Source organism: Streptomyces sp. NPDC000151 (assembly GCF_040301705.1).
Taxonomy (GTDB): domain Bacteria; phylum Actinomycetota; class Actinomycetes; order Streptomycetales; family Streptomycetaceae; genus Streptomyces.
This window is the reverse complement of sequence record NZ_JBEPFC010000008.1, coordinates 1-13993: the sequence shown is the minus strand read 5'-3', so window position 1 is coordinate 13993 and position 13993 is coordinate 1. Positions and strand designations below refer to the sequence as shown.

Sequence of the window (13993 nt, the reverse complement as noted above, 5' to 3'; positions counted from 1 at the left end):
ACAGCCTGCCGCGCACGTTCGGCCGCCTCACTCCTCCGCCGGGCCCCGGCCCCGGGCTCCTCGGCTTCGTCGGCAGGCCGCACGCCGTCACGCGCTTCCGCGTCCGCACCGCGTCCAGCCCCTTCCCCCGCACGCGCCGCGTCTCCCGGCACGTCCTCGGCCTCCCGGTCACGGCTCGCCTCCGCGGCGGCCTCACGCGCCCGTGCGATGGCCCGGCCGCGCTCCAACTCCCGGCGGACCCGCTCCAGTCCCTCGCCCGTGGCCGCCGCCCCCTGCTCCTCGTTACCCCGGCCGTGCTGGTCGCCGTCCTGCCCCTTCGGGCTGTGCCCCTCGTGCTGGTCGTGGCCGCTCATGCCGACCTCCTCAGCGTGACGAGATCGGAGAGTTCCGCGTCCGTGAGTTCGGTCAGGGCCGCCTCGCCACCGGTGAGCACGGCATCGGCCAAGGAGCGCTTGGCGGCGAGCAGTTCGGCGATCCGGTCCTCCACCGTCCCTTCCGTGACCAGTCGGTGCACCTGGACGGGCTGCGTCTGCCCGATCCGGTAGGCCCGGTCGGTGGCCTGCTCCTCCACGGCCGGATTCCACCAGCGGTCGTAATGGATCACATGGCCGGCACGGGTGAGGTTCAGTCCCGTACCCGCCGCCTTCAACGACAGCAGGAACACGGGAACTTCGCCCGCCTGGAAGCGGTCGACCATCGCCTCCCGCTGCGCGACCGGTGTCCCGCCGTGCAGCAGCTGAGTGGGTACGCCACGGGCCCTGAGGTGCTCCTCGAGAAGGCGCGCCATCTCCACGTACTGCGTGAAGACGAGCGTCGCGCCGTCCTCCGCGAGGATCGTGTCCAGCAGTTCGTCGAGCAGTTCGAGCTTCCCGGAGCGCGCGGTGAGGCCGGGCGCGGCCTCCTTCAGGTACTGCGCCGGGTGGTTGCAGATCTGTTTGAGCACCGTGAGCAGCCTCATCACGAGGCCGCGCCGCGCCATGCCGTCAGCCGCCTCGATACGGGCGAGCGTCTCGCGGACGGCCGCTTCGTACAGCGCCACCTGCTCGCGGCCCAGCGGCACCGGATGGTCGGTCTCCGTCTTCGGCGGCAGCTCGGGGGCGATACCGGGGTCGGACTTCTTCCGCCGCAGGATGAAGGGCCGTACGAGCCGGGCGAGGCGTTCCGCGGCGCCCGGCACCTCACCGCCTTCGATGTCCCGGGCGTGCAGGGCCCGGAAGGTCTTGAGCGGCCCGAGCAGTCCGGGCGTCGTCCAGTCGAGCAGGGCCCAGAGCTCGGAGAGGTTGTTCTCCACGGGGGTGCCGGTGAGGGCGACCCGCGCGGGCGCCTTGATCGTGCGCAGCGCCTTGGCCGTGGTGGACTGCGGGTTCTTCACATGCTGCGCCTCATCGGCGACGACCAGCCCCCAGGAACACTCGGCCAGCCTCTTGGCGCTGCTGCGCATCGTCCCGTACGTGGTGAGGACGAAGCCGCCTTTCAGGTCCTCCAGGCTGCGGCCGGTGCCGTGGAAGCGCCGCACGGGGACGCCGGGGGCGAACCGCTCGATCTCCCGCTGCCAGTTCCCGAGCAGCGAGGCCGGGCACACCACGAGGGTGGGGTCGGGGTGGTCGCGGTGGAGGTGCAGCGCGATGGTGGTGACGGTCTTGCCCAGGCCCATGTCATCGGCGAGGCAGCCGCCGAGCCCGAGCGCGGTCATCCTGTCCAGCCAGGCCAGGCCGCGGAGCTGGTAGTCCCGGAGGGTGGCGTGCAGCCCGGCGGGCTTCTCCAGGGGCGCGGCGTCGGCGGTGAGGCGTGTACGGAGGTGGGCGAGCACCCCGAGCGGTACGACTTCGACGCGCTCTCCCTCGACCTCGGTCTCACCGGCGAGCGTCACGGCGAGCGCCTCTGTGGGATCGAGGTATCCCAGCTCTCTCTTGCGGGCTTTGCGTACGAGGGCGGGGTCCACGAGCACCCACTGGTCGCGCAGCCGCACGAGGGGGCGGTGCGCCTCTGCCAGTACGTTCATCTCCGCGTCGCTCAACGGGGACCCGCCGAGTGCCATCTGCCATTCGAAGCGCAGCAGTCGCTCGGCATCGAAGAAGCCGAATCCGTCCGCCGCGGAACCGGGCGCGGGCCGCACGACAGCGGTGCTGGTCAGCCCCCGGGCCAGCTCCTTGGGCCAGTGGACGGCGACTCCCGCCGCCTTCAGGCGCGGCGCGGCATCGCCCAGCAGCTCATACAGCTCTTCTTCGTCGAGCGGCAGCACATCGGGGACGGGGTGGTCCAGCAGCCGGCCGAGCGGCGGCCAGACCCGGGCCGCCCGGCGCAACGCGAGCAGCGTGTCCACCTGCGCGCGCGGCCCGAAGCCGTCGGGCGCCTCCCCGTCCCACAACTGCCGCGCGTCCGCGACCAGCGTCGGATCGGTGAGATGGCTGACCTGGAGAACCGCTGCCGCGGCCCCGGCCCTGCCGCTCGTCCCGTACTCGTCCGCACCACCGGGCGCCGCCTCTTCTTCTCCCTCTCTCTCCCTCTCTGTCTCCCTCTCCGTGTCCTCCTCCGCCGACATGTCGAACAGCTCGTGTGCCGACAGGTCCAGCCGCAGCGAGATCCGTACGCCGCTGTCCACGCCGGCCGCGACTTCCGCCGCCCAGTCCCGCGCGCCGGGCAACCGCTGCGGACCGGCCGCGGCGAACGGGGCGCCCGCCACATGCACCGCGGCCGGCGTGCGTGGCAGGACATCGACGACCGCGTCGATGAAGGCGCGGACCAGGGCATTCGGCGCATGCAGCTGGAGGGGCTTGCTGCCGGGCACGGGGACGGCATGGGCCTCGGCAGGCATGGCGGCGGCGATCGCCCGGAGCTGCGCGGCGTCCTCGGCGTCCAGCGGCCCGGCACGCCATGCGTCCGCGTCGTCGGCGGTGAGGCCCGGGAGGATGCGGCCGCGCGCCACCAGATGGAGCGCCTGACAGGCGGCCGCACCCCAGCACGCGGTGGCTGGGTGCGCCGTCGGGTCATGGCGGGCGCGGACGAGCAGGGGCACGGCCTCAGCGACGGTCAGTTCGAGCGCGGGAACCGTACGACTGCGGACAGAATTGCCGTGCCGTCGCACGACCTTCAGCTCCGTGGCCTTCGCCGCTCCCGGCGGCTCGGGCAGCGGCTCGCCCTCCGGACTCCAGAAGGCGATCTTTCCGGCGCGCGGCAGCTCGGCCGGCAGAAACACCGCTGCATGCCGGGTCACACCGTGCGACGCCGCGGCCGGACCCGCACGACCGTCGGGGAACGGCCCGGACGGCGCGGCGCCGGTCGACCAGGCCTGCCCGGCCTCGCCCCGCGCGCTCGTCTCCCGCCGTCTCGCCATGCCGTTCCGTTCGTGTCGTACTCCGACTCGTGAGTCTACGGTCGCCTCCATCAGCTCCCCCTCCCGTCCGCGATGCGGCCGCCGCTGCAAGCCGCGACCCTGCGTGAAAACCATGGAAGCAGACGGCACTGACAATCCCGCCGGAACGATCACCAAGCCGGTTATCCACAGGCAAAGCCGCTGGTCAAAAATTTCTTGCCCGCCGAGCCCAGCGATCCGCTACCTTTCAACCGTCAGTGACTCTACGTGACTGTCGATGCGTGCCGAGCAAGCCTCCGAGCCGTCACCGGCCTCAAACGAATCCCCTCTCCCCAAGACATTCCGCCGGAGACCCCCATGACCGACCAGCCCCAGGCATTCACCACCTCACCAGCCACCTCCACGTCCCACGCCGCGCACGGACGCGCTGCCCACACACCACGCACCCGAAGCCGCCCACCCGACACGCACCACCGTGACGGCCCGGGCGGGCCCACGCCTCCTACTCCGCACTCCCCCACCTCTGAGCAACTGGCCGCCGCCGACGCCTTTCACGCGGGCGACCACCTCGTACTCCAGGCCGGAGCGGGCACAGGCAAGACGACGACCCTGGCGATACTGGCCCGCAGCACGCGCCGGCCCGGCCGCTACCTCGCGTTCAACAAGGCCATCGCGCAGGACGCCGCCCGGCGCTTCCCCGCACACGTGACGTGCAGTACGGCCCATTCCCTGGCGTACGCGGCCGTGGGCCACCGGTTCCAGCGGCGGATGAATGCCCCCCGTCAGGCAGGCTGGCGGACCGGCTCGGCCCTGGGCATCGACACCGACTTCCGGCTCCGTATCGGTACGCGAACGGTGAGCAGCAAGGCCCTTTCGTACACAGTCCTGCGCACCGTCACCGAGTTCTGCCGCTCCGCCGACCCCGTACTGACCGCTGCCCATGTGCCTCGCCTTCGTGGCGCCGAATCGGACGCGTTGCACGGACAGCTGGCGCACGCCGTGCTGCCGTACGCCCGCAAGGCCTGGGCCGACCTTCAGGATCCCGACCGCGGCGCCGTCCGCTTCGAGCACGATCACTACCTCAAGATGTGGGCGCTGAGCGCACCGGTCATCCGGACCGATTTCCTGCTCCTCGACGAAGCCCAGGACACCAACCCCGTGGTCGAGCAGGTCTTCAGCGCCCAGCGTGCGCACGCTCAACTGGTGCTCGTCGGTGACTCGGCGCAGGCGATCTACGGCTGGCGGGGCGCACGCGACGTGATGACCGGCTTCCGCGGCAGGCAGCTCACGCTCTCCCAGTCGTTCCGGTTCGGGCCAGCGCTCGCGGCAGCGGCGAATCGATGGCTGGCGATCGTCGACGCCCCTGTCCGGCTCATCGGCTCGCCACTGCTCGACACCGAGCTGGGGCCCGTTCCCCGTCCCGACGCCGTCCTCTGCCGGTCCAATGCGGGCGCGATGGCGGAAGTCATAAGGCTGCTGTCGGACGGCCGCAGGGTCGCCCTGGCAGGTGGCGGCGACTCGCTGACAGCCCTGGCCCGGGCCGCGTACGAGCTCCAGCGCGGCAGCCGGACCGCCCACCCCGAACTGACTCTCTTCGAATCCTGGGAAGAGCTGCGGGAGTACGCCACCGCCGACCCGTCCGGCCGGGATCTCCTGCCACTCGTCGAACTCCTCGACGAACACAGCGCGGAGAGTGTGCTCCGCGCGCTGGGATGCCTTGCGAGCGAGGACAGGGCCGAGATCACGGTGTCCACCGCCCATCGGGCGAAGGGCCGCGAGTGGTCGAGCGTGCGCATCGCAGCCGACTTCACGGAGCCGGAGGAGCTGGAGGAGACCGGCGAGGACGGAGAACCGCTGCCGGGCCCGGTCGACCTCGACGAGGCCCGGCTGGCGTACGTAGCGGTCACCAGGGCAAGGAAGCGGCTCGATCTGGGCGGCCTGTCGTGGATCAACAGCCACCCGGCCGGGGATGCGCTCACGCACCACGGACGGTAGCGACACGGCCGCCCGGGTATCGCGCCTCCGCGAGCCGTCCAAAGTTATCCACAGGCCGGACAGGGGACGTGACGGGCGGACCGAACCGGAGGATCCTTGAGGAAGAGAAAGCCGGTCGGGTCGGTAAGAAACCCAGGTCAGCGCTTAATGGTGTGATGCGTGCGGTGGTCCGGCCGGCACCTGCGCCGAGCCCCGCACCCCAGCAACGTCAAAGTGACCGGAGGCGAAGACGAGACGGACACGAAGCGGCCAGAGGCGAGAGACAGAGAGTAACGGGCGCGTCGGTGACGACGAGCAGCGAGCACCAGACTTCCGGACTTCCGATGAAGCGACCAAGGCGGGGATCGTGGTGAGCGGTGATGCGTACGGGCAATGAGCCCTTGGAGGCGCGGAGTCTGCTGAAAACGCGGCGAGCTCTGGCCCTGTGGGGGCTGATATGGGCGGCGGCCGGCGTGGCCATCTTCATGGTGGTCGGTCGCCCCGGTTGGGCAGCCGCCTGCGCGGTCGTGGCGGCGCTGGCTGCGACAGACCTTGCGATCGTATGCCGCCACATACGTCAGGGGCCGCACTACCAGCCCGGCAAGGACGTACCACCGTACGAGCCGGACGGCGGTCGCAACGACCTCACGGGCTGGCGAGGCGATGGAGCGGGGCCTGACGTGGGACCTGGAGAGGGCCCTGGCGAGCCTGGCGTAGGGCCTGGCGAGGGGCCTGCCTGGGGTCCAGAGGGGCGCGGGGAACGCCGGGGGCGCGGGGGACGCAAAGGACCTTGGTGAGGGACAAACGAAGACTAAAAATCGGGGGGGGGAGGTGGGGTGGGGGCGGGGGGGGAGGGCCCCCGGAGCGGTCCTAAGAGCGGGCCCCCGGAGCGAACCCCCAGAGGTGAGCGCGGCCCCCAATCTCGAAGGAAGCCAAAGGCAACAACCGAAAGTAAGACCCACCCCCAGCCCCCTCCCTCACTCCCCCGCGTCATCCCCCGGCAGCGGGAATTGTGCTGCTTCGATGAAGTCCGGGCGGGGGTCGAGCGCGGCGGCGAGTCGGAAGTGGCGCAGCGCCTCGTCCGGGCGGTTGGCGCGCTGCAGGGTGCGGCCCAGGGCGAAGTGGGCGAACGCGTTGTCGGGCTCCCGCTCCAGGACGACCTGGAACTCCAGCTCGGCGGGGCGCAGTTGAGCGGCCAGGAAGAAGGCGCGGGCTCGCAGCAGTCGGGCGGCGGTGTTCTCCGGATGAGCGGCGATGACCGGGTCCAGGAGTTGTACCGCGCCCCGCGGATCGCGCGCGGACAGCAGTTGTTCGGCTGCCCGGAAGTCGATGACGTGTGTCTCGGGGGTGCGCTCGGTCACGGCCGTCTCCTCTCCGACACGTACGGACTCACCGCATACCGTTGGGGTAACGGCGGCTTGCGTACCGGCGACTTGCCACGAACAGGTGGCTCATTGCCGACGGGCAGCCCGTATCGCCGACCGCCCGGTCGCTACGTGGGCACAACAAACCCGGCCGCCACCGCATTCCCGACGCCCGCCACAGCACCCGTCACAGCATCGGCTGCGCGCGCCAGTTCGCCCTACCTGCGCAACACTCGGAGGCCCAATCCAGGCCCAGCCCGCAGCCCGCAGCCCGCAGCCCGCAGCCCGCAGCCCGCAGCGCAAATCCAAGGCCAAGCTCCGGGCGGCCCAAACCCAAGCCCCTACAAACTGATGTGATACGCCTTCCGCAGCGTCTCGTGCACCGTCCACCGAGTCCGGTCGCCCTCGCGCAGGAAGCACGCGTCGCCGGGGCCCACGTCGAGGACCGAGCCGCCCTCGACCTCGATGGTGGCGCGGCCGGAGACCACCACGAACAGTTCGTTGGCCTCGATGTCGGTCACGACGCCCGGCGTGATCTGCCAGATGCCGCGGACCTGCTTGCCGTCCGGGGACTCCCAGAGCACCTTTCCGGTGACGACCGGATCGCCGGAGACGACCTGGTCCGGGTCGAGCGCTTCGGGCTCCAGTTCGGCGTCCGGGATGCCGGGGACGTTGACGACGAACGATGCGGGGACAAGATCGGAAGCAGTCATGGCGTGAGGCTACCGCTCCGTCTCAGCGGGCCCGCAGCCGCTCCCAGATCTCACGTACTTGGGGCTCCAGGGCTTCCAGCGGGCCGTCGTTGTCGATGACGAGGTCCGCGATCGCGAGGCGCTGTTCCCGGGTGGCCTGGGCGCTCATGCGGGTCTTCGCCTCGTCCTCGGTCATGCCGCGCAGCGCGACCAGCCGCCGCAGCTGGGTCTCGGGGGCGGCGTCGACCACGACGACCGTGTCGTACAGGGGGGCGAGACCGTTCTCGGTCAGCAGGGGTACATCGTGGATGACCACCGCGTCCTGGCCGGCCGCGGCCTCCAGTTCGGCGGAGCGGGCGCCGACGAGGGGGTGCACGATGGCGTTGAGCGCCTTGAGCCTGTCGGGGTCGGCGAAGACGAGGGCGCCCAGCTTGGGCCGGTCCAGGGTGCCGTCCGGCGTCAGTACGTCCGTACCGAACGCCTCGACGACGGCGGCGAGACCGGGCGTACCCGGTTCGACGACCTCTCGCGCGATCTTGTCCGCGTCCACGATCACCGCGCCGTACGACGCGAGCAGCCGCGACACCTCGCTCTTGCCTGCGCCGATGCCGCCTGTAAGCCCCACCTTCACCATGGGCCCCACGCTATACGGCGCTCCAGCTTCCGCCCAGAGCCGACCCCGCCCCCGGACCCGCCCCGAGCCCGGTCTGCGCCGGACAGCTCCCCCTCTCAAGCCCCCGCCTTTTCAACGCCCCGTCACCTTCCAGCGTTCCCTCAATTGCCCCCGTCCCCCATGTCCCGTTCCCGGTCGGCCAGGAAGGCTTCGAGTTCGCGGCCGATTTCGTCGGCGGACGGGAGTTCAGCGGGCTCGGCGACGAGGTTGCCGCGGGTTTCGGCGCCGGCCGCCGCGTCGTACTGGTGCTCGAGACCGCTGACCAGTGCGACCAGTTCCTCGTCGCCCTCGGAGAGCTGCCGCTCGATCTCCTCTTGAGTGCGCAGCGCTTCCGTACGCAGGGTGTGCGCGGCGCTTGGCAGGACCAGGCCCGTCGCGGCGGTGACCGTTTCCAGCGCGGTGAGCGCGGCGTCCGGGTAGGCGGAGCGCGCGACATAGTGCGGTACGTGGGCGGCGACACCCAGCACGTCGTGTCCGGCCTCCGCGAGGCGGTACTCGATCAGCGCCTCGACGCTGCCGGGGACCTGCGCCTGTTCGAAGAGGTCGCGGTGGCCCGGGGTCAGGTCGGTGCGGTTGCCGTGCGGGGTGATCCCGACGGGCCGGGTGTGCGGAACGCCCATCGGGATGCCGTGGAAGCTGACGGACAGGCGTACGTTCAGCCGCTCGACGGTCTCTCGTACGGCCGCCGTGAAGCGTTCCCATTCCACGTCCGGCTCGGGACCGGAGAGCAGCAGGAAGGGCGCGCCCGTGGCGTCGTGGACGAGGCGCAGCTCGATGCTGGGCGTCTCGTACGAGGACCACTGGCCGTGGTCGAAGGTGAGCATCGGGCGGCGGGCCCGGTAGTCCACCAGCCGGTCGTGGTCGAAGCGGGCGACGACCTGGTGTGGCAGCCCCTCCAGGAGGGACTCGACAATCTGGTCACCGGCTTCGCCGGCGTCGATGTAGCCGTCGAAGTGGTACAGGAGCACCAGCCCGGCGGAGTCGCGGGAGGCGATCGCGTCGACCGCCGCGAGCCCACTCGGCTCCCATTCGTACAAATCCTGGGGATCCAACACAGTGACCGCTCCTCCTCGATGTCCGCCCGGCACAACGCGGTACGGGGCGCGCGCATTCCCCGCCCTTACGTCATCACCCGCTCGTGCAGCGCTGTCACCACATTTCGCGCCGAGGAGAACGTGCCGTGCTGCCAGGCGTTGGCGCGGACGGCCCCTTCATGCCGCTGGACTCGTTGTGGATACAGGCGTTGGCGTTCGTGTGCGCGAACAGCTCGAGGGGAGCTATCAGTTCGCGGCAGTAGCCTCCTGATACGGCCGCGCCACCGGCCAGCAGACACCCAGACAGCCACGCACCCAGGCACCCAGGCACCCAGGCACCCAGGCACCCAGGCAGCTGAGCCAGACACCACGACAGCACGAAGGCCCGCCCCCCAAAGGGAGCGGGCCTTCGTGACGCTATCGGCTAGCGCCTAGCGGTGAGCGTGCTCAGCTCTGGCCGCCGGCCAGCTTCTCGCGGAGCGCGGCCAGGGCCTCGTCCGACGCCAGGGCGCCGGAGTTGTCCGCCGACTCCGAGGAGTACGAGCCGCCGGAGACGTTGCCGCCACCGCCGCCCTGGCTGCCACCGGCCGCCGGCGCCGCAGCGCCCTCGGCCGCAGCCTGCTCGTCGGCCTCGCGCGACTTGATGACCTGGGCCTGGTGCTGCTCGAAGCGCTGCTGCGCCTCGGCGTACTGGTTCTCCCACGCCTCGCGCTGCGCCTCGTAGCCCTCGAGCCAGTCGTTGGTCTCGGGGTCGAAGCCCTCGGGGTAGATGTAGTTGCCCTGGTCGTCGTAGGACGCGGCCATGCCGTACAGGGTCGGGTCGAACTCGACCGCCGACGGGTCGGCACCGAAGGACTCGTTGGCCTGCTTCAGCGAGAGGCTGATGCGGCGGCGCTCGAGGTCGATGTCGATGACCTTGACGAAGATCTCGTCGTTGACCTGGACGACCTGCTCCGGGATCTCCACGTGGCGCTCGGCCAGCTCGGAGATGTGGACCAGGCCCTCGATGCCCTCGTCGACGCGGACGAACGCACCGAACGGAACGAGCTTGGTGACCTTACCCGGGACGACCTGACCGATCTGGTGGGTCCGGGCGAACTGCTGCCACGGGTCTTCCTGGGTCGCCTTGAGCGACAGGGACACGCGCTCGCGGTCCATGTCGACGTCCAGGACCTCGACCGTGACCTCCTGGCCGACCTCGACGACCTCGGAGGGGTGGTCGATGTGCTTCCAGGACAGCTCGGAAACGTGGACCAGACCGTCGACGCCACCCAGGTCCACGAAGGCACCGAAGTTGACGATCGAGGAGACGACGCCGGAGCGCACCTGACCCTTCTGGAGGGTGGTGAGGAAGGTCTGGCGGACCTCGCTCTGGGTCTGCTCGAGCCAGGCACGGCGGGACAGGACCACGTTGTTGCGGTTCTTGTCCAGCTCGATGATCTTGGCCTCGAGCTCCTTGCCCACGTAGGGCTGAAGGTCGCGGACGCGGCGCATCTCGACCAGGGAGGCGGGAAGGAAGCCGCGGAGGCCGATGTCGAGGATGAGACCACCCTTGACGACCTCGATGACGGTACCGGTGACGATCCCGTCCTCTTCCTTGATCTTCTCGATGGTGCCCCAGGCGCGCTCGTACTGGGCACGCTTCTTCGAGAGGATCAGGCGACCTTCCTTGTCCTCCTTCTGGAGAACCAGGGCCTCGATCTCGTCACCGACGGCGACGACCTCATTCGGGTCGACGTCGTGCTTGATGGAGAGCTCGCGGCTGGGGATGACGCCTTCGGTCTTGTAACCGATGTCGAGCAGGACCTCGTCCCGGTCGACCTTCACGATGACGCCGTCGACGATGTCGCCGTCGTTGAAGTACTTGATCGTCTCGTCGATCGCGGCGAGGAAGGCTTCCTCGTTACCGATGTCGTTGACCGCAACCTGCGGGGTGGTGGCGGTGGTCTCGGTGCTGCTCGTCATGTGGGAAAGGGCTCCGGTACGGACATTGAAGTCGTAGGTACTGCTACGCCGTGAGCCTTTATCGCCTCTGCAGAAGTCGACAGCAATGAGGCGCGCTCCCGAGATTCCTGAGAATCCGGTCAGCGCCTCGAAACCAAGAGGACATACAACAGATGCAAGCGCGACCTGCTCCGTCTGAGGTGCGCAGGCCCGCAGCGCAACTTGTAGCATACGGGGGCAGCCGGACACGGTCAATGCGCGAAGGCCCACACCGCGGGCGGATCGCCGCATAACCGGCACACGCCGGACGCGAGAAGAGCCGCTCGGCCTTGCCGTCGCAGGCCACAGGGGCCTGACGAAGGTCCTCACAGGACTGCGACCAGCCGGCCCCGTGAACCTCAGAAACTACAAGCTTTAACGAAGAATACGACGACGGGCGCGATGAACCAACACGACGACTCCGCAGTCACCGGTTGTGCGGCCACGGCGACCGGCTCCACGGTCCCCAGCGGCGCGGAAACCGGGCCCGACCTCGAGGCCTGGGACGACGCCGAGGCCGTACGGCGCACCACCGGGGAGGCGGAGAGCAGCCGGGCCAGCCGCGGCTGGTGGGACCGCAACGCCGATGAGTACCAGAGCGAGCACGGCGCGTTCCTGGGGGACGACCGCTTCGTATGGGGGCCGGAGGGGCTGGACGAGGCCGAGGCCGGTCTCCTGGGCCCGGCCGCCGAGCTCAAGGGCCGGCGCGTCCTGGAGATCGGTGCGGGCGCGGCACAGTGTTCGCGCTGGCTGGCGGCACAGGGGGCGCACCCGGTGGCGCTGGACCTCTCGCACCGGCAATTGCAGCACGCCCTCCGGATCGGCGGGGATCTCCCGGCGCGCGGTACGGAGGCGCCGGGTGTGGCTCTCGTGCAGGCCGACGCCGGGGTGCTCCCGTTCGCGGACGGCAGTTTCGATCTCGCGTGCTCGGCGTACGGGGCGGTGCCGTTCGTGGCTGATCCGGTACGGGTCTTCCGTGAGGTGCACCGGGTGCTGCGGCCGGGTGGCCGGTGGGTCTTCTCGGTGACGCACCCGATCCGCTGGGCCTTCCCCGACGAGCCCGGCCCCGAGGGGCTGTCCGTCGCGGCGTCCTACTTCGACCGCGTGCCCTACGTGGAGCAGGACGAGCAGGGCAACGCGGTGTACGTGGAGCACCACCGCACCCTGGGCGACCGGGTGCGTGACGTGGTGGCCGCGGGCTTCCGCCTGGAGGACCTGGTCGAGCCGGAGTGGCCGGCGTGGAACACCCAGGAGTGGGGCGGCTGGTCGCCCCTTCGGGGCGGGCTGATCCCGGGTACGGCCATCTTCGTGTGCCGACGGGACCGGTAGACGGGACCGGTAGACGGGACCCGTAGGCGGGACCCGTAGGCGGGCTGTCTTACCGGAGCCGGCCCTCCGGTACGCGGTTCCGTGCCGCTCTTGCAGGGCACGCCGAAGCTCAGCCCCTGATGCGCCGCGGCACAGCGCCTCCGGTACGCCGTCGGCCCCGCGAGAGACTGGGCGGGTGATCCGCCGCGATGAACTCGATGCTCTGCCCGTACGGTCCGCGCTGCCCGCACTCCAGGAGGCGCTGGAGGGTGCCGGGACCGCCGTCCTGTGCGCGCCTCCGGGGACCGGCAAGACGACCCTCGTACCCCTGGTGCTGGCGGGCCTGACGGAGGACGGCGCGCCCGTACGCAAGGTGATCGTCGCGGAGCCGCGGCGGATCGCGGCGCGTGCCGCGGCGCGGCGGATGGCGTGGCTGCTCGGGGAGCGCGTGGGCGAGCGCGTGGGGTTCACCGTGCGCGGGGAGCGTGCGGTGGGAGCGCGCACTGTCGTGGAGGTGGTGACGACGGGCGTCCTGCTCCAGCGGCTCCAGCGTGATCAGGAACTCCCGGGCGTGGAGATCGTTGTACTGGACGAGTGCCATGAGCGGCATCTCGACGCGGACACGGCGGCGGCGTTCCTGCTGGACGTGCGGGAGGCGTTGCGGCCGGAGCTGCGGGTGGTGGCGGCGTCGGCGACGACGGACGCGGAGGGCTGGTCGCGGCTGATGGGGGACGCGCCGGTGGTGGCGGCGCAGGGGGTGTCGCATCCGGTGGAGACGGTGTGGGCGCCGCCGGAGCGGCCGGTGCGTCCGGCGCACGGGATGCGGGTGGACCCGGCGCTGCTGACCCATGTGGCGTCCGTGGTGCGGCGGGCGGTGCGCGAGCGAGAGGGGGACGTGCTGTGTTTCCTGCCGGGCGTGGGCGAGATCGCGCGGGTGGCGGGGCAGCTGGCGGATCAGGGCGCTGCCGGGGTCGAGGTGCTGCAGGTGCACGGCCGGGCGCCGGCCGCCGTGCAGGACGCGGTGCTCGCCGGTGCGGGTGACCGGCGGCGGATCGTCTTGGCGACGTCGGTGGCGGAGTCGAGCCTGACCGTGCCCGGGGTGCGCGTGGTGGTCGACTGCGGGCTGGCGCGCGAGCCGCGGATGGATCACGCGCGGGGGCTGAGCGCACTGACGACCGTACGGGCGTCGCAGGCGGCGGCGCGGCAGCGGGCCGGCCGCGCGGGACGCGAGGCGCCCGGTGTGGTCTACCGCTGCTGGTCGGAGGGTGAGGACGGGCGGCTGCCGCGCTTCCCGTCCCCGGAGATCAAGGTCGCGGACCTGACGGCGTTCGCGTTGCAGGCCGCGTGCTGGGGCGATCCGGGTGCCGCGGGACTTGCGCTGCTGGACGCGCCGCCGGCCGGAGCGATGGCGGCGGCGCGGGACGTGCTGACCGCGGTGGGCGCGGTGGACGCGGCCGGGCGGGCGACGGAGCGCGGCGTACGGATGGCCCGGCTCGGCCTGCATCCGCGGCTGGCGCGGGCCCTGCTGGACGGCGCGGCGCAGGTCGGCGCGCGGCGGGCCGCCGAGGTCGTCGCGCTGCTGAGTGAGGAGCCGCCGCGCGAGTACGGCGACGATCTCGCCGACGCCTGGCGCACGGCCCGCCGCGGGCGGG

General features: G+C 71.1%; 10 protein-coding genes. 4 read left to right on the top strand and 6 right to left on the bottom strand.

Annotation, left to right across the window (positions count from 1 at the left end; translation table 11 throughout):
- Positions 1-349 precede the first annotated feature (349 nt).
- Positions 350-3334, bottom strand: coding sequence for an SCO1167/SCO6262 family helicase (locus ABT381_RS04485; RefSeq protein ID WP_351587535.1), 2985 nt, complete (start codon positions 3332-3334; stop codon positions 350-352).
- A 336-nt stretch (positions 3335-3670) separates the two neighbouring features.
- On the opposite strand from ABT381_RS04485, the gene ABT381_RS04480 reads away from it, so the two are divergent.
- Positions 3671-5308, top strand: a complete 1638-nt coding sequence (locus ABT381_RS04480; RefSeq protein WP_351587532.1) for a UvrD-helicase domain-containing protein — start codon at positions 3671-3673, stop codon at positions 5306-5308.
- Between the two features lie 359 nt (positions 5309-5667).
- The gene (locus ABT381_RS04475; protein ID WP_351587529.1) at positions 5668-6084 is read left to right on the top strand and encodes a DUF6343 family protein; all 417 of its coding nucleotides are present in this window, start codon (positions 5668-5670) and stop codon (positions 6082-6084) included.
- A 180-nt stretch (positions 6085-6264) separates the two neighbouring features.
- Here ABT381_RS04475 and ABT381_RS04470 read toward each other — a convergent pair whose 3' ends face one another.
- The 5 genes from ABT381_RS04470 to rpsA form a co-directional block, all read right to left on the bottom strand.
- A complete protein-coding gene (locus ABT381_RS04470) occupies positions 6265-6648 on the bottom strand; it encodes a tetratricopeptide repeat protein (protein WP_351587526.1) in 384 nt (127 codons plus the stop codon).
- Between the two features lie 344 nt (positions 6649-6992).
- A complete protein-coding gene (locus tag ABT381_RS04465) occupies positions 6993-7364 on the bottom strand; it encodes a cupin domain-containing protein (protein WP_351587523.1) in 372 nt (123 codons plus the stop codon).
- A gap of 22 nt (positions 7365-7386) precedes the next feature.
- The gene (coaE, locus tag ABT381_RS04460) at positions 7387-7977 is read right to left on the bottom strand and encodes a dephospho-CoA kinase (protein ID WP_351587520.1); all 591 of its coding nucleotides are present in this window, start codon (positions 7975-7977) and stop codon (positions 7387-7389) included.
- A 140-nt stretch (positions 7978-8117) separates the two neighbouring features.
- Entirely contained in the window at positions 8118-9071 is a 954-nt protein-coding gene (locus ABT381_RS04455; RefSeq protein ID WP_351587516.1) for a PAC2 family protein, read from the bottom strand.
- Between the two features lie 426 nt (positions 9072-9497).
- Positions 9498-11015 carry a 30S ribosomal protein S1 gene (rpsA, locus tag ABT381_RS04450; RefSeq protein WP_351587513.1) on the bottom strand — a complete coding sequence of 506 codons (1518 nt, stop codon included), beginning with the start codon at positions 11013-11015 and terminating at the stop codon, positions 9498-9500.
- A gap of 420 nt (positions 11016-11435) precedes the next feature.
- Here rpsA and ABT381_RS04445 point away from each other — a divergent pair, with 420 nt between their 5' ends.
- Positions 11436-12362: a class I SAM-dependent methyltransferase gene (locus ABT381_RS04445; RefSeq protein ID WP_351587510.1), complete on the top strand. Its 927-nt coding sequence runs from the start codon at positions 11436-11438 to the stop codon at positions 12360-12362.
- 175 nt (positions 12363-12537) lie between these two features.
- Positions 12538-13993, top strand: a 1456-nt coding sequence (locus ABT381_RS04440) for a helicase-related protein (protein WP_351587507.1), incomplete at its 3' end; no start/stop codon positions are given.

What these genes read in the sequence shown, in the direction of transcription:
- ABT381_RS04485 (WP_351587535.1), bottom strand. Translation starts at nt 3,334, where the DNA reads ATGGCGAGACGGCGGGAGACGAGCGCGCGGGGCGAGGCCGGGCAGGCC.
- ABT381_RS04480 (WP_351587532.1), top strand. Translation starts at nt 3,671, where the DNA reads ATGACCGACCAGCCCCAGGCATTCACCACCTCACCAGCCACCTCCACG.
- ABT381_RS04475 (WP_351587529.1), top strand. Translation starts at nt 5,668, where the DNA reads ATGCGTACGGGCAATGAGCCCTTGGAGGCGCGGAGTCTGCTGAAAACG.
- ABT381_RS04465 (WP_351587523.1), bottom strand. Translation starts at nt 7,364, where the DNA reads ATGACTGCTTCCGATCTTGTCCCCGCATCGTTCGTCGTCAACGTCCCC.
- coaE (WP_351587520.1), bottom strand. Translation starts at nt 7,977, where the DNA reads ATGGTGAAGGTGGGGCTTACAGGCGGCATCGGCGCAGGCAAGAGCGAG.
- rpsA (WP_351587513.1), bottom strand. Translation starts at nt 11,015, where the DNA reads ATGACGAGCAGCACCGAGACCACCGCCACCACCCCGCAGGTTGCGGTC.
- ABT381_RS04445 (WP_351587510.1), top strand. Translation starts at nt 11,436, where the DNA reads ATGAACCAACACGACGACTCCGCAGTCACCGGTTGTGCGGCCACGGCG.